The organism is Amycolatopsis sp. N2S4-7 (assembly GCF_058119595.1).
Genome location: NZ_CP172299.1, coordinates 1,305,380 through 1,322,654 on the forward strand (window position 1 = coordinate 1,305,380; position 17,275 = coordinate 1,322,654).

At 70.9% G+C, this 17,275-nt stretch carries 12 protein-coding genes and 1 pseudogene; 4 read left to right on the forward strand and 9 right to left on the reverse strand.

Going from position 1 to position 17,275, the window contains the following annotated elements; genetic code table 11:
• The first annotated feature begins 270 nt into the window (after nucleotides 1–270).
• A complete protein-coding gene (locus ACH54P_RS06075) occupies nucleotides 271–4,491 on the forward strand; it encodes a hypothetical protein (RefSeq protein ID WP_489911331.1) in 4,221 nt (1,406 codons plus the stop codon).
• Between the two features lie 23 nt (nucleotides 4,492–4,514).
• On the opposite strand, the gene ACH54P_RS06080 is transcribed toward ACH54P_RS06075, so the two are convergent.
• From ACH54P_RS06080 to ACH54P_RS06095, 4 genes and pseudogenes are all read right to left on the reverse strand, one after another.
• Nucleotides 4,515–5,930 carry a pyridoxal phosphate-dependent decarboxylase family protein gene (locus ACH54P_RS06080; RefSeq protein WP_489916329.1) on the reverse strand — a complete coding sequence of 472 codons (1,416 nt, stop codon included), beginning with the start codon at nucleotides 5,928–5,930 and terminating at the stop codon, nucleotides 4,515–4,517.
• On the reverse strand, nucleotides 5,930–7,234 hold the full coding sequence (locus ACH54P_RS06085) for an MFS transporter (protein ID WP_489916331.1): 1,305 nt from the start codon (nucleotides 7,232–7,234) through the stop codon (nucleotides 5,930–5,932). The genes ACH54P_RS06080 and ACH54P_RS06085 overlap by 1 nt, the downstream gene beginning before the upstream one ends.
• Nucleotides 7,235–7,361: 127 nt before the next feature.
• Nucleotides 7,362–8,387 carry an LLM class F420-dependent oxidoreductase gene (locus ACH54P_RS06090; protein ID WP_489911332.1) on the reverse strand — a complete coding sequence of 342 codons (1,026 nt, stop codon included), beginning with the start codon at nucleotides 8,385–8,387 and terminating at the stop codon, nucleotides 7,362–7,364.
• 95 nt (nucleotides 8,388–8,482) lie between these two features.
• Nucleotides 8,483–9,385, reverse strand: a pseudogene (locus ACH54P_RS06095) (oxygenase MpaB family protein); the annotation flags it as partial.
• Nucleotides 9,386–9,471: 86 nt separating this feature from the next.
• Here ACH54P_RS06095 and ACH54P_RS06100 point away from each other — a divergent pair.
• From ACH54P_RS06100 to ACH54P_RS06110, 3 genes are all read left to right on the forward strand, one after another.
• Entirely contained in the window at nucleotides 9,472–10,062 is a 591-nt protein-coding gene (locus ACH54P_RS06100; protein ID WP_489911333.1) for a TetR/AcrR family transcriptional regulator, read from the forward strand.
• A gap of 59 nt (nucleotides 10,063–10,121) precedes the next feature.
• Nucleotides 10,122–10,907 (forward strand): IclR family transcriptional regulator, encoded by a 786-nt coding sequence (locus tag ACH54P_RS06105; RefSeq protein ID WP_489911334.1) that lies wholly within the window; start codon nucleotides 10,122–10,124, stop codon nucleotides 10,905–10,907.
• A 96-nt stretch (nucleotides 10,908–11,003) separates the two neighbouring features.
• Nucleotides 11,004–12,815, forward strand: a complete 1,812-nt coding sequence (locus ACH54P_RS06110) for a glycosyl transferase (RefSeq protein WP_489911335.1) — start codon at nucleotides 11,004–11,006, stop codon at nucleotides 12,813–12,815.
• On the opposite strand, the gene ACH54P_RS06115 is transcribed toward ACH54P_RS06110, so the two are convergent.
• From ACH54P_RS06115 to ACH54P_RS06135, 5 genes are all read right to left on the reverse strand, one after another.
• The gene (locus tag ACH54P_RS06115; RefSeq protein WP_489911336.1) at nucleotides 12,764–13,930 is read right to left on the reverse strand and encodes an LLM class flavin-dependent oxidoreductase; all 1,167 of its coding nucleotides are present in this window, start codon (nucleotides 13,928–13,930) and stop codon (nucleotides 12,764–12,766) included. The two genes, ACH54P_RS06110 and ACH54P_RS06115, sit on opposite strands and share 52 nt — an antisense overlap.
• The gene (locus ACH54P_RS06120) at nucleotides 13,927–14,919 is read right to left on the reverse strand and encodes an ABC transporter substrate-binding protein (RefSeq protein ID WP_489911337.1); all 993 of its coding nucleotides are present in this window, start codon (nucleotides 14,917–14,919) and stop codon (nucleotides 13,927–13,929) included. The genes ACH54P_RS06115 and ACH54P_RS06120 overlap by 4 nt, the downstream gene beginning before the upstream one ends.
• Nucleotides 14,920–14,923: 4 nt before the next feature.
• Complete coding sequence (locus ACH54P_RS06125) at nucleotides 14,924–15,628, reverse strand: ABC transporter ATP-binding protein (RefSeq protein WP_489911338.1); 705 nt, start codon at nucleotides 15,626–15,628, stop codon at nucleotides 14,924–14,926.
• Complete coding sequence (locus tag ACH54P_RS06130; RefSeq protein WP_489911339.1) at nucleotides 15,613–16,431, reverse strand: ABC transporter permease; 819 nt, start codon at nucleotides 16,429–16,431, stop codon at nucleotides 15,613–15,615. The genes ACH54P_RS06125 and ACH54P_RS06130 overlap by 16 nt, the downstream gene beginning before the upstream one ends.
• A gap of 126 nt (nucleotides 16,432–16,557) precedes the next feature.
• Entirely contained in the window at nucleotides 16,558–17,268 is a 711-nt protein-coding gene (locus tag ACH54P_RS06135; protein ID WP_489911340.1) for an MBL fold metallo-hydrolase, read from the reverse strand.
• Nucleotides 17,269–17,275 lie beyond the last annotated feature (7 nt).

The window sequence follows — 17,275 nt, forward strand, 5'->3', positions numbered from 1 at the left end:
ACGCATCGATGCCCTGCGCGAGCGTTTCCAGGGCGCGCCGACGTGGTTGCCGATCACCGACGCCGTGTCGACCGAAGCGCAGTGGGCATTGGCCGCCGCCGCGGACTTCCTCACCGAGAACGGCCTCAAGCCGCAGGCACCCGCCACAGTGTCGCTCGATGCCCCGAGCATTGTTCCACCGGTTTCGGTAACCGACTTTCCAGCTGCGGCGGCCCTCGCGCTGACCTATCTCGCCCTTCGGCTGATCTTCCGACTCCGGCCGAGAGCGGTGTGGTGGTGCTGGGCCGGGCCCTGCCGGACCGTTCGTGGGGCGCGCCGGACGAAGGCTTGCTGGAGGTCCTGCACCGCAGCGGTGGAACTACGACTACGGTCATCCGTCCCCGGCCGGACAGCACGTGGGTGCTCGATCGGACCCTCGAAGACGGGTCCGTGGAGTCCGAAATCGCCGGTGAGCCAGGCCTCGTGGGCGCGGCACACCTCCTTTGGGGCGATCATCTGCGCGGCGGCACCGACCAGCAGCGTGCCGGCGTTCTGGAAGACGCCGGCTGGTCCTGGAATTTGGGCGTATCCGCATGGCCTGCTCAGCAGACACGCTTCCCGGAAGCGAAGTCCGTCGTGTTCGAGAAGTTGCGCGGCCAGCTGTCGTTGGTGCTTCACCGGCAGAAGCCCACCGCTCTGGTCTTCGGTGGTCCGGTCAGCACCGGCAAGAGCGTCGCCGTCCGTCAGCTCGCCGAGGAGCTCGACGAAAATGGGTGGACGGTCCTTGTCATGAAGCCCCGCGATGGGGCGCTGCCTTCCTCGGACGACTTGGCGGAGCTCATCAAGTCCGCCCTCACGGTGTCGGGCACCAAAGCCGGGATCAAGACACTGGTCGTGCTCGAAGACCTGTACACCGTCGGCCGCACCGACATCGGCGACGTTCTGCTGGGCGTGCAGAACTCGGAGAAGGTCAACTTGCTGGCCGTCGCGCGCTACCAAACCGACGTTGGCGACGAATGGGACACCGGCAGCGCCGACCTCATCCCGTCCTTCACGGGGTTCAGCACGATTCTTCGGCTGGCCGAGGACCTCGTTGCTCAGTATCCGGACGTCTACGGCGCAAACCGGAAAGACCTGTCGGACATTGCCCGCGCTTCCGGCAACGATCTCCTGCTGCTGTGTGAACTGTTGGCCGCTACCGCGGGGTCAGGGACTGCCGGCCTCAACGCGTTCGATCTCCGCCAGAAAATCATGAAGGAGCGGCTGGAAACACTCGGAGAAGATTGCGTCGAAGCATTCGGCCTCCTCGTCGCGCTGTCGCTGATAGGTGCTTGGCTGCCGGAGGAGTACCTCACCCCGGACGTCGCCTCCACGTTGCGCTCCCTCGGTGCCCGCAGCGAACCGAACGGACTGATCCTGGCGAGCGCTTTCCGCGCCCGGACACTCCTCGGCCTGCTGCAGGGTGACCATGGCGAAGAGGAGGAGTCCGTGGTCACCGCGCTCATCGCGCCGCACCTCATCCGCCTGATCGAAGCGAAATCGGATCACGTGGTCACGCACCTGTTCCGACTGTGCCGTACGTACGACCTCGGACTACCCGTCGACCTCCTCGACATCCCGGATGTCCGCGCTGCCGTGGCCGCTTGGGTACAGGACGCGGAGATCACCGCGATCACCTCCGTGCTGATGATGCTCGATTTCGTCCGCGACCGGTCGTGGGTGGTCGAGCAGGTGGCCGTGCTGATGCGCAGCGCCCTGCATCGGGCCGATCTTCAAGCAGGCCAGCTGGCTTCGGTCCTTCGCTTGGCGGTTCGGTATCGCCCAGAACTGGAGGAAATGGATTCCGAGGACGAACCACCTTTTCGGGCCTTGATCGATCTCCTCACGGATGAGTACCAAGGCCTGCGCGCCATCCTCGATCGGCCGGCGACTCTCTCAGAGAGGTACGGCGCCGCTCGCCAGCTGGCGAGACTGGTGCGCGACGACATCGATGCGCTGGTGGTCGAAGACGCCGACGCGCTGTTGCACGGCGTGCAGCCCACCGCCGAGCACTACCGGTTGCTGCGCAAACTCGATCTGGTCGTAGATCAATGCCGACCGAACAGCGTTCCTGCCGACGACGACCGGCCACTCAGCAGGCACGAGCGTCTACAGGAACTGCTGGATTCCGCCTTTCCGGCCGACCGGGGCTTCGACACGCAGATGTCCTGGCTTGCCTTCCAGGTTCACTTCGGCGGCCCCACACTAGACTGGGAGTCACTCCTGGACCAGCACATCTACACGCTCGGCCTTTCGATGAGACAAGCCGGGGCGGCCGAGAGCGCACGAGGACTGGCCGAGGTCGCCACCGCCCGGCACGAGTTCGCCACGACCATGGTCAACCGAATGCGCAAAGAAGCCGACTTGGTCGACCGCCTGATCCAAATCCTGTCCACCGCCAAGGCGGCCGAAGCCGCCCAGCTCATATCGACGGTGAGTAACGTGCACGGCGGCGTGATGCGCGAAGTTCTCTACACCAAGGTCAAAGACGAGCTGGTTCCGAACGAGTCCCTCGCAATGAAGCTCGCCAGGCAGGCCACCGCGGTCGCCGATGCTAAGGGCATCGGAATTTTGCTGTCGAGCATCAACCGGGCCGTCGAGTGGTTCTCCCCCGATGGCTCGACGTTCGCCACACGCGTCGCCGAGAACATCGGACGGGAGTTCGCGGCGGAGACGATCGAGGTCGACACGCGGCCGGCAGTTCTCTATCACTTCTTCCGCGCTCTTCACGAAGCCGACGTGTCCTACTGGAACGACCTCGAGGGACGAGCGTTCAACACCATCATACGGTCTCTGCGTTCGCCGCGGACGCACCCGCGTCCTTGGGCGGCGCACCTCGCGCTCCTACTGGGGCAGGACGAATTCCTCGGCGAAAGCTTCCTCCAGCGACTGCGCCAGCATGTACCGGCGAAGTTCTTCTTGCGGCACATGACCACGGCGATCCGCGCCGATTCCCTGGTCCACTTGTACCGGCTCGGACGCGTTCTGTACCGCAATCTCCCGGCTACTTTCGTAGCCGACTTCGCCGAGGTAAAGGCCAAGTTTCTGCCCCTGCTGCTGGAGGCGCCTCCGCAGGCTCTGGTGGAGTATCTGCGGATCTGTGCGGAGACCAGGATACTCGGCGGTGAACGCCATGCGACCACTAAGCTCCTCCGGGAAGTAAGGGAAGTCGCGACGTTCACATGGGACGAGAAGTTCCGAACGTTGTACACTCCCGCGGATCTCGCGCAGGGCCTCAACAGTTTTGCGAAGCTCGACCACGGCACTGCGGTGGCACTCGCTCACTCACTCGCCGAGCAGACCGGAGAAAACCAACGCAGCTTCCTGACCCGGATGGTGTTCCGGGCCGTCAAGTCGCCGGCCGACATAGCGGAGCTGTTGCACGCCTGCCGCCGGATAGACCGGGAACTGGGCAACCGCTTGTACGCCGAACTCCAGCAGTCGAGCTGGGCGTGGGCTACGTTCACCAAGAATCTCCAATACGAGCAGAATCCGGCCCAGCAGTGCAAGGTCGGCCGACAGCTGACCGCACTGGGGCTGGCCCCGGATAATCTGAACACCCACTGGATGCTCACTGACCTGTTGAACAAGCGGTGGATGCCGCTCGCCGTCTTCATCCGGAGCCCGCACGTTGTCACTCAACTGCTCAAGCTGCTCTACGCGTGGAAACCGGTGTGGGCCCGGAAGCTCGCCGACCAACTGGAGATCGAGCACGTCGTTCAACGGTTCGTCCAGCCGCGCCCCGGCGACCTGGCTACCCTGCCCGGCCTGCTCAACGCACTGGCGCTGGTGAAGGACCACGAAGGTCTGCGGAGATGCGTGGAAGTCGTGCAGACGAGCGACCAGGGATTGCTCGCTCGCAGGCTGGGCCTGCACAGCGGCTCCCGGTTACTGCACCAGCTCATGGTGCATTCGCCGGAGGACGTTGTCTCGTTCGGCACCGCGCTCGCCGCGGTCTGCGGAACTGCGCTTCGCCGCCGGATCGTCGTCGACGAACGCCGGCACTGGCTGGAACTCGGCTGGGCTGCGGCCATGCTGCACCAAGCTGGTCTGAGTGCCTTGATCCCTCAAGAAGAAACTGCCGTCAAACCCCACGAGGCCTACTTCCCGGAGGCGGCCTGGGCGGCGACCTGGCTGCCCCCTTCCACGATCCAGCTAGCTGCCGGTGCGCTGCAGGAATTCATGAATCAGCCACGCACCGACAAACACGCCGACCGCATTGCGATGGTGGTGATCCACCTCGCGCGTGCGGGACAGGCACCAAAGTTCGTGGAAGACGCGACCTATTGGGGCCAGATCGGTGATGCCGGGCTGGGCCTGCTAGCGGTCGCGTTCGGCGTCACGAACAACGAAGCCCTCGCCGCGCTGCTCAGGCAGTTGAAGCCGTACCTGACGACGCGGATCAAACACCCCTCCTTAGCGGCTGATCCTTTCCTCCCGGTAGTACGCAGGCACCTTCACGCAATCGAGTGACAGCTCACCGAGTAAGTAACGGGCTACCCCGGCGTGTAGAGCGCGCCCAGGAACTCCAGCAGCAGCCGCTCCCGCAGCGGCGCCGGTGCCGTCGCGAGGAGCGCGTTGATCGGCGCCATGCGGTCCGGGAGACCGGCGGCGCCGCCGAGGCCCGCCGCGGCCAGGAGCCCGGCGAACTGCTCGGACGTCAGCGTCGCCGGGTCGAGGGCCGCGACGAACTCCGCCACCGCCGGGTCCACCGTCACCGGGCCCGACTCGCGGGCAGCGTCCACCGAAGCCGCGAGGTCGGTCAGGAACTCCTTCTCGCTGCCCTGGTTCGCCGCCGTCACCGTCAGGTGCAGGTTCACCGGGGACGCCAGGTGCGCGAACTGCGGCTGGACGTACCAGCCGCGCGCCTTCATCTCGTCGGCCACCGTGAAGAGGTCGAACCCGTCGTCGCCGGTGAACGCGATCAGCGTCGACACCGGGTCGCCGAGCACCCGCAGGCCCTCCAGCTGGGCGATGCCCGCCCGGATGCGCGAAGCCGCCTCACGAGCGGCCGACGCCAGCCGCAGGTAGCCGTCTTCACCGAGGTGGTTCACCACCGCCCACGCCGCGGCGAGCGGACCGCCCGAGCGCGTGCTCTGGATGGTCGTGTTCAGCATCGTGTAGCCGGGCCAGCTCGCGCTCGCGAAGTAGTGCGAGCGGCGCAGCTCCGCCGACGCGTGCAGCAGCACCGACGTGCCCTTCGGGCAGTACGCGTACTTGTGCAGGTCCACCGAAATGCTCGTGACGCCCGGGACGCGGAAGTCGAACGGCGGCACGTCCGCACCCAGGCGCGCGAAGTACGGCAGCACCCAGCCGCCGATGCAGGCGTCGACGTGCATCCGGACGCCCCGCTCGAGGGCGAGAGCCGCGATCTCGGCCACCGGGTCCACCACACCGTGGGCGTACGACGGCGCGCTCGCCACGACGAGCACCGTCGAGTCGTCGATCGCCGCGGCCATCGCCGCCGGGTCGGCGCGGAACGTCACCGGGTCGACCGGGACCTCGACGCGCCGCAGCCCGAACAGGTGCGCGGCCTTGTGGAACGCCGCGTGCGCGGTGGTCGGCAGCACCAGGGACGGCGACGCGACGCCGGGCCGCGCGTCCCGGGCCGCGAGCACCGCCAGCAGGCACGACTCCGTGCCACCGGAGGTCACCGAGCCGACGACCCCGGGAACGTCGCCGAGCAGCGAAGAAGCCGCGGAGACGAGGTCGTTCTCCATCCGCAGCAGGCTCGGGAACGCCGTCGGGTCCAGCCCGTTCGCCGACGACGCCAGCGCGTGCGCCGCCGCCCCGAGGGAGTCCACTTCGGACAATCCGCTGTCGTAGACGTAGGCCAGCGTGCGGCCGCCGTGCGTCGGCAGGTCGCCGGCGCGCAGTTCCCGCAGCGACGCGAGGACGTCCTCCGGCGGGATCACGGGCGCGGCTCCAGCACCGAGCGCCGCAGCAGCGGCAGGGCCAGGGCGATCAGGACGCCGGGGATGATCGAAGCCCCGACGAGGATCGCCAGGATCGCGCTGTGCGGCTGGTTCGCCGTCGCGTCGGTGCTCGACACGTACCCGCCGACGGCGAGGATCAGTGCCCACAGCCCGCCGCCGAAGGCCAGCCCGAGCGTCTCCCCCGCGGTCCACACGCCCGCCGCGATCCCGGCCCGGGTCTCGCCGGTGCGCTCCTCCTCGGCGGTGATCAGGTCGGGCAGGATCGCCAGCGGGAACACCGAGATCCCGGCGTACCCGACGCCGCACAGCGCCACGAACACCAGGGACAGCACCAGCGGCAGCTCCCGCGCGAAGACCAGGCCGAGCAGCCCGACCGCGAACACCGCGGTGGCCAGCCGGAAGCCGTTGAGCTTGCCGACCCGGTCACCCAGCCGGGGCCACAGCGGCATGGTGACCAGCGCCGGGCCGACGAAGATGACGAACAGGATCGTGCCGTAGCCCTCGTCGCCGAGGATGCGCTGGGCGAAGAACGGGATCGCGGCCAGCACCGTGCCGATGCCGAGCGCCTGGATGAAGTACGTGCCCAGCAGCCAGCGGAACGGCCGCCAGGCGGCCAGCGTGCGCACCAGCTCCTTCAGGTTCACGGTGTTCGGCCGCAGCGAGCCGACCGGCGCGTCCTTGAGCCCGAAGTAGACGAGCAGCGTCGCGGCGAGCACGATCAGCCCGATCACCACGGCCATCACCCGGTAGCCCGCGACGCCGCCGATCCCGGTGCTGATGGCGGGCGCGCCGCCGCCGCAGACGAGGATCGTCACGGCCAGCACGCCGATGCGGACGCTGGTCAGCTTCGTGCGTTCGGTCGCCGACTCGGTGAGCTCGGCGGGCAGCGCGTTGAACGGCACCTGGAACAGCGCGTACGCCGTGGCGCAGGCGGCGAACATGACCGCCACGTACAGCGCGTCCGGCAGCGGGGCGCCGAAGCCCGGGTGGGCGAACATCGCCGCGAACAGGATCGCCACGCCGATGCCGCCGACGAGCAGGAAGCGCCGCCGGCTGCCGGTCTTGAGCAGATCGGCGTCGGACATCCGGCCGGCGATCGGGTTGAACAGGACGTCCCAGGCCTTGGGCACGAACACGATCGCGGCCGCCCAGCCGGCGGGCACGGCCATGGTGTCGGTCAGGTACTTGACCAGCACCAGGCCCGGGACCGTCCCGAAGGACCCGGTGACGAACGAGCCGAGCGAATAGCGGAACCTCGTCCGGCCGGACAACGTCGCCAACAGGTCCTCCTCGTCAGGCATACCGGGTGCAGGCCATGAGTATTCGATCTCGGCGTGCACCCGGTAGTGGTCGAGGGGAATCGTGCCATCGTCGTGACCAAGGACACGAAGCGACCCGCTCGGGCGGTCAGGACAGGGCGCCCGCGATCTTCTCCAGCGCCGCCGCGTCCCCCCGCAGGAGCAGGTGCGTGACCACCGTGTCCTCCCAGGCCTTCAGCTCTTCGCGGATCTTCGCCGGCGGGCCGATCAGCGACGTGTCCTCCACGAGCGACGTCGGGATCGCGGCCGTCGCCTCCTCCTTGCGGCCGGCCAGGAACAGCTCCTGGACCTTGTCGGCGACGTCCTCGTAGCCGAGCCGCGCGAAGACGTCGTGGTGGAAGTTGACGCTCTTCGCACCCATCCCGCCGATGTACAGCGCGAGCGACGGCTTGATCCAGCTCGCCGCCTCTTCGACGTCGTCGTGCACGATCACCGGCAGCGAGCAGGGCACCTCGAACGTCTCCAGGGTGTGCCGGGCGCCCGGGCGCGCGAAGCCTTCCTCCAGCGCGGCCTGGTAGAAGGCGTTGCTCTTGGGCGAGAAGAACAGCGGCAGCCAGCCGTCGCCGATCTCCGCGGCCAGCGCGACGTTCTTCGGGCCCTCGGCGGCCAGGTGGATCGGGATCTCCTTGCGCAGCGGGTGCACCGTCGGCTTCAGCGGCTTGCCGAGCCCGGTGCCGCCCTTCAGCGGCAGCTGGAAGTGCTCGCCGTCCAGGGTCACCGGTGCTTCGCGGGCGATGACCTGCCGCACGATGTCGACGTACTCGCGCGTCCGGGCCAGCGGCTTCGGGTACGGCTGGCCGTACCAGCCCTCGACGACCTGCGGCCCGGAGGCGCCGAGCCCCAGCACCATCCGGCCGCCGGACAGGTGGTCCAGCGTCAGCGCGCTCATCGCCGTCGCCGTCGGGGTGCGCGCCGCCATCTGCACGATGTTGGTGCCCAGCCGGATCCGGCTGGTGGAGGCCCCGTACCAGGCCAGCGGCGTGAACGCGTCCGAGCCGTACGCCTCCGCCGTCCACACCGAGTCGAAGCCGAGCTCCTCGGCCTTGAGGACCGCTTCCAGCGCACCCGGCGTCGGGCCGCTGCCCCAGTACCCGACGTGGAATCCCAGCTTCACGAATGCCTCCTAGACGTTCGGCGCGTAGTGCTCGGGCTTGCCCCGCGCAATTGCTTCCGGGGGCAAGCCCCGGACCCGGCCCGGGGCTTGCCCCCTGGACCCCCCACCACCGTCCATGGCGGCAGGTTCCTTCGTGGAGTCTCGACCAAGGGCGCGTCCGCAGCCACCTCGCCGCGCACGCGGCGCCAGCCGGCGCGCGCCCGCGGGTGGTAGCGGCGGTCGTGCGGCACGAGCTTGAAGACGGCGTTGACCAGCTTCCCGAAGCGCCGGTGGCGCCGGGCGTCGCGCTCGGACCAGCGGAAGCCGAGCAGGTCGCGGACCTCGCGGTCGTAGAGGCCGACCGTCAGCCAGACGAAATTGCGCGCGATGACCCGCTGGGCCGGCCGCCACAGGGCGTCCGGCAGCCACGGCAGGAACGGCGGCTTGCCGAGCCCGCGGATGTCGAGGACGTCCCTGGTCGCCTTGTTGTCCTCCAGGACGTCGGTGCACATGTGCTTCCAGTAGCGCTGGAAGTCCTCCCAGCTCTCCGGGACCGGCCGCATCGTCATGTCGTACATCCGCCACCACTGGACGTGTTCGTCGAACAGCCGCCGCTTTTCGGCCTCGCCGATGCCGCCCATGAAGTGGTCGGCGATGAGGATCGTGCTGACGAAGAAGGTCGCGTGCGCCCAGTAGTACGTCTCCGGGTCGAGCGCGTGGTACCGGCGGCCGCGGGCGTCGACGCCCTTGATGCGGTCGTGGTAGCCGCGGACTTCGAGCGCGGTCGCGTGGGCGCGCGGGCCGTCGTAGACCACCCCGCCGATCGGGTAGAGCGAACGGAACAGCCGCTGCCAGCGTTCCTCGAAGAACCGCGAGTGCTGCTCGACGCCGGCGCCGAGGCCCGGGTGCAGGTTCTGCATCGAGCCGGCCCACAGGCCGATGAGCAGGCCGCGCCAGTCGCCGAAGTACTTCCAGGTCAGCGAGTCGGGGCCCAGCGGCTGGGGCTCTTCCCGGGTCATCGGCGGCTCCTCGTCGAGTCGGAAACTGACTACGTGTGTTGTCAGGCTAGGATCTGACAACACACGTAGTCAACCGAGGAGCCGCCATGCCGGGCCGCACGTGGGCGGGCACGACGCTGGACGACCGGAAGGCGCTGCGGCGCGAGCAGCTCGTGTCCGCCGGGCTCGAGCTGCTGGGCACCGAGGGCTCGGCCGGGACGAGCGTCCGCGCGGTGTGCCGGCACGCGAAGCTCACCGAGCGCTACTTCTACGAGAGCTTCACCGACCGCGAGGAGCTCGTCGCGGCGGTGTACGAGCACGTCGGCGAGCAGGCGCGGCAGGCTCTCGTCGACGCGGTCCGGGACGCCCCGAGCCCGGCGCTGCGGGCGGAGAACGCCGTGCGGGCGTTCGTCGAGCTGATCGTCGACGACCCGCGCAAGGGCCGCGTCCTGCTGCTCGCCCCGCTGACCGACCCCGCGCTGACCCGCCGGGGCCTGCACCTGCTGCCGGTGTTCGCCGCGCTCGTCGGCGAGCAGCTGTCCCACGGCGACGAAACCGAACGGCAGCTGGTCGCCGTCGGGCTGGTCGGCGCGCTGAGCAACGTCTTCATCGCCTACCTCGACGGCTCGCTGAGGGTCTCGCGCGAGCGGCTCGTCGCGCACTGCGTGAAACTCGTGCTCGGGGCCGACGACCACTGACCTCACCTCCGCCTGCCGACCGGGTGACAGTCGCGCGGCGGATCGGGCACACTCAACCCATGCGTACCGCTGGGCGGAACGACGGGGTGAGCGGCGACGGTCTCGTCGCGACCCGGCTCGCCGCGCTCCTCGAAGCCTTCCGCCCCGGTGACGAGGCCCTCGGCGTCTCGGAGCTGGCCCGCCGGACCGGGCTGGCGAAGACCACGGTGCACCGGCTCGTCGGGCACCTCGCCGACACCGGCCTGCTCGAGCGGGAGGACAGCGCGGTGCGGCTCGGCCTGCGCCTGTTCGAGATCGGCCAGCTCGCTTCGCCCCGGCGCGGACTGGTCGAGGCGGCCCGGCCCTACCTCGCCGACCTGCGCGAGGCGACCCGCAACACCGTCCACCTCGCGATCCTCGAGGGCACCGAAGTGGTGTACCTCGACGTCCTGCGCGGACCGGACGCGCCGACGCTGCCCTCCCGCATCGGCGGCCGGTTCCCCGCGCACGCCACCGGCGTCGGCAAGGCGATCCTCGCGTTCTCCCCGGAATCCGTGGTGAACCAGGTGATCGACGCCGGATTGGCGCGGATGAGCGCCCGGACGATCACCGCGCCCGGGTTGCTCCGCCGCCAGCTCTCCCGGATCCGGGAGGACGGGATCGCGCTGGAGCGCGAGGAATCCGGCGTCGGTGTCGTGTGCGCGGCCAGCCCGCTGCTGGACTCCCGCGGCGTCGCGGTGGCGGCGGTGTCGATCTCCGGCTGGGCCAACCGGATGCGGACCGAGCGGGTCGCCCCCGCCGTCCACACGGTCGCGCTGGCGTTGACCAGGACACTCTCCGGGTCCACTCCGGACAGCCGGAAATAATCTTGCGTGCCAAGGCTTTCCCGGCGGCTGGGCCGTCCGGCTGACGGAGCCGTCCCGCGCTGGACGGGTGGCCGGGACCCGCTACCATCTCCTGCGATGGCCCAGCACAGCCGGGGAACGACGTTCTCGGGCCGCTCCCCCGCGACGTTCCCCGGACCGGGCGACCGGTCCTCGGCCGCACACCGGTTGCTCTCGCTCGACGCCGTGCTCGCGCTGCTGGCGTTGACCGGCGGCCTGCGCGTCCTCTTCCTCGCCACCCCCGCACCGGCCTGGCCCGCGGAAGCCGCGAACATCGCCCACGCCTACGCGCTCGGCCACCTCACGCCGTTCACCGACGCGGGCGGCGCCGGGTCCAGCCCCTTCGGCTGGGTGCAGCTCTCGGCGTACTCGATGGTCACGGGCGCGTTCGGCCGCTCGCCCACGGCGTCGGACGCGGTCCGCGAAGCCATGCTGATGACGGCGGTGACCGGCGCTCTGCTGCTGTGGTTCCTGGCGCGGCGGCTGGGCCTGACGCGGTGGGCGTCGGCGGCCGCGGTGCTGCTCCTCGCGGCGTCGCCGCTGGCCCTCGGCGTGCAGCGGCTGGTCGTCGTGGAGAACCTGGCGGTGGTGTGGGCACTGGGGGCGCTGGTGCTGATCACCCGGCCCGGCGCCCGGATCCGGCACGACGTCGTGGCGGCGGGCTGCCTGCTCGCGGCCGTGCTCACCTCGCCGCTCGCGCTGTTCTTCCTGCCCGCGGCCGGCTGGCTGCTGGTGCGGCGCGCGCCGGCCCGGGCCGCGCTGGTGGCGGTGCTGCTCAACCTCGGGCTGGGCATCGCGTTCGGGCCGGCGGCCGCGGTCCTCCGGCCCCACCTCGCGACGGCGGGCCGCCCGGCGGTCGCGGACTGGCTGGCCCTCGACCCGGCTTGGGCGCTGCTGGCGGCCGTCGCCCTGCTGGCCGCGCCGGCCGTCCCCGCGCTGCGGCCGTTCGCGGTGTCCGGCCTGCTGCTGGCCGCGACGCTGTTCGTGCCCGGCGTGCCGGCCACCGCCGTGCTCGCCCTGCTGCTGCCGGTGACGCCGGTGCTGCTGGCCGGGGTCGTCCAGGCCGTCACCCGGCAGCGCGTCCCGGCGCACCGGAGTCCGGCAGGCCGCCGGCGTGGACCGGCGTTCGCCGCCGTCGTCCTGCTCGCGATCGTCGCTACCGGCTGGGGGTACGGCTACCCGGCGCTGCGGCCGTCGGCGAGCCGGGCGGAGCCGCTCGCCGACGCGAGGGAATGGTTGTGGGACAACGCTTCCGGCGCCCGGGTGCTCGCCGACGACGCGGCTTGGGCGGAGCTCGCCAACGCGGGCTGGCCGACCGGCATGCTGGCCGCCCCCGCCGCGTGCGCGGCCGCTTGCCCGCCGGCCGAATGGGCCGTCTTCACCGCCGACGGCCCCGGACTCCGGAAGCGCTACCCGGCCCTCAACGCCGCCTTGGTCGGCGCGGCGAAGACGGCGGTCTTCGGCGACGGCGACCGGCGGGTCACCGTGTCCCGCCTGGGCCTGCCCGCGGCGCCCCCGCCGGAGTGGCCGGCCCGCGCCCACGCGGGTGAGGCGCTGACGGCGTCGGCCCGGATCACCATCGCCCCGGACGCCGCCGCCGTCCTCCGCGCAGGCCGCGCCGACCCCCGGCTGATCGCGACGATCGCCGCCCTCGCCGCGCTCCAGCCGGTCCGGGTCACGGCGTTCCCCGAGGTCCCCGGCGAGGATCGCGCGGGCCAGCCGCGCCGCCGGGTCCTGCTGACGGGCGGCGAAGACGGCGCCGTCGCGTTCTACACGGGCCGGCGCGACCTGTTCCGTCCGGCGACGGTCGCCCGCACCGGCGACGGCGTCCTGGTCACCTATCCGCTGCTCGCGCCGACCGGACTCCTCGTGCCGTTCTCCACACCCTGACGAAGCAGCGCGGGCACGTCCCTCAGCAGGCCGCGGCGAGCCAGCTCCGGGCGGACGCCGTCGCCGAACCAGTACGCCTCCTCCAGGTGCGGGTAGCCCGACAGCACGAACTCCGTGACCCCGACCGAGTGGTACTCCTCGATCAGGTCGGCGACCTCGCTGTGGCTGCCGACCAGCGCGGTGCCCGCGCCGCCGCGGACCAGCCCGACGCCGGCCCACAGGTTCGGGTGGATCTCCAGGCCGCGGACGCCGCCGTCCGTTCGGCCGCCGTGCAGCGCGACCATCCGCTGCTGTCCGACCGACTCGCTCGCGGCCAGCTGCGCCTGTGCCTTGGCGACCTGCTCCGGGCTCAGCGCGTCCAGCAGCTTCTGCGCCTCCGCCCACGCCTCGGCCGACGTGTCGCGGGAGATCGTGTGCAGCCGCACGCCGAACCGGATCGGCCGGTCCCCGGCCAGCTCCCGGACCTTGCCGATCTTCTCGGCGACCTGCGCGGGCGGCTCGCCCCACGTGAGGTAGACGTCGGCGTGCCGCGCCGCGACCGGCAGCGCGGCGGGCGACGAGCCGCCGAAGTAGATCGGCGGCACCGGATCCGGGGCGGCCAGCGTCGTCGCCCCCTCGACCCGCAGGTGCTCGCCTTCGAACGTGAACGGCCGGCCGGACCAGACGCCGCGGACGATGGTCAGGAACTCGTCGGTGCGCGCGTACCGGGCGTCGTGGTCGTGCCAGTCGCCGAACCGCCGCTGCTCCACGGCGTCGCCGCCGGTGACGATGTTGAGCAGCACGCGACCGCCGGACAGCCGCTGGAACGTCCCGGCCATCTGCGCGGCGAGCGTCGGCGAGATGACGCCCGGGCGGAACGCGACCAGGAACTTCAGCCGGGTCGTCTCCCGGATCAGCGCGGCCGTGGTGAGCCAGGCGTCCTCGCACCACGTGCCGGTCGGGGTCAGGACGCCTTCGAACCCCTGCCGCTCGGCGGCGCGGGCGACCTGGGCCAGGTAGTCCAGGTCCGGTTCGCGCTGGGGCGCCGGGCCCGCGGACCGGTTGGCGTGGAAGCGTTCCACGATCGTGCGGCCGTCGCCGCTGGTGGGCAGGAACCAGTGCAGCCTGATGCTCATCCGTTGCTCCTCGCCTGATCCAGATCGGGACCGAACCGCCGGTCGACGAAGGCGGCGAAGTCCACCTTGCCCGGCAAAGTCTTCTCGTCGGTGAAGGCGTCCGCGAGCTGCTGTTCGGAGGCGACGACGGCGTCGTCCAGCACGATCGGCAGGTCGCGGCCCGCTTCGACGGCCTTTCGCGCGACCTCGAGCTTCAGCCCGGTCTCCTTGGCCCATGCCTGCGCCCACTCTTCGCGGTGGGTGTCGGCCCACTTCTGCGCCTTGACCACGCGCACCGCGAAGTCCCGCAGCGCGGAGTTCTTGCCGGGGTCGCCGAGAGCGGCCGTGCTCGCGGTGAGGAAGCCGAGGCCGTTCGACGCGCCCCGGCCGTCGGCCAGCACCCGCGCGTGCGCTTCGAGCTGCGCCTGCGCGGTGTAGGGGTCCCAGATCGCCCAGGCGTCGATGGCGCGCTGGGTGAACGCGGCATAGGCCTCGGACGGCTGGAGGAAGCTCAGCTTGACGTCCTTGGTGGACAAGCCGTTGTTGTGCAGCGTGTTCAGCAGCTGTCCGTGTGCCGAGGTGCCCTTGGCGACGCCGATCGTCTTGCCCTTGAGCGAAGCCACGTCCTGCAGCGGCGAGTCCGGCGGGACGAGGACGGCTTCCCGCTCGACGTTGCTGCGCGACACGCTGATCACCTTGATCTTCGCCTTCGCGGCCGCTGCGAAGATCGGCGGGGTGTTGCCGACGCGCCCGGCGTCGATCGCCCCGGCGGAGGCCGCTTCGAGCAGCGGCGGGCCCGAGGTGAAGGTCGCCCATTCGATCTTGTACGGCGTCCCCTGCAGCAGGTTCGCCGCGGTGAGCAGGGACTTGACGCCACCCTTCTGGTCGCCCACCTTGAGCGTCACCTTCGCCAGGTCGGCCGCGCTCACCGCGGCCGGCACCGCGGCGGGGCCCTCGCCGGTCGCCGTCCCGCAGGCGGACACGACGATGGCCGCCGCGACCGCGATCATTCCCTTACGCCACAGCATCTTCGGTCACTCCCAGGTCGGCCAGCACGCGCCGGCGGAGGTCGTCGTGGCCGTCGCTTTCGCGCGGCCGGTGTTCGGCGACGATCCGGCCGCCGTCGAGGACGAGGACCCGGTCGGCGAGCAGAAGTGCTTCGTCGACGTCGTGGGTCACCAGCAGGACCGCGGGCCGGTGCCGCCGCCAGAGGTCCCGGACGAGCTCGTGCATCGCGATCCGGGTGAGCGCGTCGAGGGCGCCGAACGGCTCGTCGAGCAGGAGCAGGCCGGGTTCGCGCACGAGCGCGCGGGCCAGCGACACGCGCTGGGCCTCGCCGCCGGACAGCGTGAGCGGCCAGTCGTCGGCGTGCGCGGCCAGGTGCACCTCGGCCAGGGCCTTCTCGGCCAGCGCGCGGTTGCGGGACTTCGCGACGCCGTCCTGGCGCAGGCCGAGGACGACGTTGTGCCAGACCTTCCGCCACGGCAGCAGCCGGGGCTGCTGGAAGGCGACCGAGACCGTCCCGCTGACGGCCACGCCGCCTTCGACGTCGCCGTCGAGACCGGCCAGCACGCGCAGGAGCGTCGACTTGCCCGAGCCGCTGCGGCCCAGCAGGGCGACGAACTCGCCGCGCCCGACGGTCAGGTCGAGTCCCTTGAGGACGGTCCGGTCGCCGAACCGCTTCGTGAGGTCCCGGACCTCGGCTACCGGGTTCGCCACCGCAGCACCTTCCGTTCGAGCAGCCGGACCAGCGCGTCGGTGACCAGGCCGAGCAGGGCGTACAGGACGAGGCCGACGACCACGACGTCGGTGCGCAGGAACTCCCGCGCGTTGTTGATGAGGTACCCGACCCCGGCGTCGGCGTTCACCGTTTCGCCGACGATCAGCGCGAGCCAGGCGAGGCCGAGCGACTGCCGCAGCCCCACCAGCGCCTGGGGCAGCGCGCCGGGGAGGACGACGTGCCAGAGCCGTTCGGCGCGGGTGAACCCGAGGGCCCGCGAGGCTTCGACGAGGTCCGGGTCGGCGCCGCGGATTCCCGAGTGGACGTTGAGGTAGAGCGGGAAGGCCACGCCGAGCGCGACCAGCACGATCTTCGTCTCCTCGCCGATGCCGAACCACAGGATGAACAGCGGGATCAGGCCGAGGAAGGGCAACGTGCGCAGCATCTGGACGGGCGGGTCGACCAGCGCCTCCCCCCAGCGCGAGAGCCCGGAGACGATGCCGAGCAGGACTCCGGCGACGGCGCCGATGGCGAACCCGGCGCCGACGCGGCCGAGTGACACGGCGAAGGCGTCACCGAGTTCGCCGCTGCGCGCGACCTCGAGACCGGCCTGCACGACCGTCCACGGTGAACTGAGCTTGTCGGGCGGCAGCACGCCGGCGGTGCCGGCGATCTGCCAGGCGGCGACGAGCACCACCGGGCTGATCCAGCGCCGGAGATCGGGCCGCCGCACGGCGTTGCGCGGCGGCCCTTCGGCCGGTTTTCGGGCGCGCGCCAGCACGCCCGTGGTGGAAATCGACACGGATTTCTCCCGGGGGACGGGGGGATCACGGATTGCGTGGTCCCGACCTTCGAGCCCCGGGCAGGCGAAGTCAATGCGCGCCCAGTCCGTGAAATCGCGGCGTTTCAGCCCGTGGAACGGCTTGGCTCAGCCGCCGAACATGACCTTCCATTCGTCGAGCGACCGCGGCCGGTAGACGAAGTTCGTGCGCTTGACCTCCGACAGCGCGGCCGACGGCTCGGCCGAGTACTGGTGGCCGGGGTAGACGACCGGATCCCCGGCCAGGCCGGCGAGCGCCTGCAGGCTGCGGTAGATCTCCTCGGCGTCGCCGCCCGGGAAGTCGGTGCGGCCGCAGCCTTCCAGGAACAGCGTGTCGCCCGAGACGAGCTTGTCCTCGACCAGGAAGCACTGGCTGCCCGGCGTGTGCCCGGGCGTGTGCAGCAGCCGGATCGGGATCGCCCCGACCTCGAGGACGTCGTCGTGGTCGTGCGCGCGCAGGTCGGTGCCGGAGACGCCGGTGACGCGGCGGACCCACTCGGTCTCGGCGCCGTTGACGTGGATGGGCACCGGCTGGATCGCGAGCAGCTCGGCGATGCCGGGCAGCGAGAAGCCGAGCATTTCGCCGCCGACGTGGTCGGGGTGGTGGTGCGTCGCGAGCACGCCGGTGAGCCGCATGCCGTCGTTCTCCAGGACACCGAGGAGGTCCTGCACCGCGTAGGCCGGGTCGACGATCACGGCGTCCCCGGTCTCCCGGTCGCCGATCAGGTAGGCGAAGTTCACCATCTGCGTCGCGACGGGATCCCCGACGGCGAAGTCGCGGCCGGCGAGGAGCTGCCGGAAGTAGAGCCGATCTGCCATGGCCACA

Coding starts and splice junctions, on each gene's coding strand:
- ACH54P_RS06100 (WP_489911333.1), top strand. CDS start 9,472: ATGCCGGGCCGCACGTGGGCGGGCACGACGCTGGACGACCGGAAGGCG.
- ACH54P_RS06105 (WP_489911334.1), top strand. CDS start 10,122: ATGCGTACCGCTGGGCGGAACGACGGGGTGAGCGGCGACGGTCTCGTC.
- ACH54P_RS06110 (WP_489911335.1), top strand. CDS start 11,004: ATGGCCCAGCACAGCCGGGGAACGACGTTCTCGGGCCGCTCCCCCGCG.
- ACH54P_RS06115 (WP_489911336.1), bottom strand. CDS start 13,930: ATGAGCATCAGGCTGCACTGGTTCCTGCCCACCAGCGGCGACGGCCGC.
- ACH54P_RS06120 (WP_489911337.1), bottom strand. CDS start 14,919: ATGATCGCGGTCGCGGCGGCCATCGTCGTGTCCGCCTGCGGGACGGCG.
- ACH54P_RS06135 (WP_489911340.1), bottom strand. CDS start 17,268: ATGGCAGATCGGCTCTACTTCCGGCAGCTCCTCGCCGGCCGCGACTTC.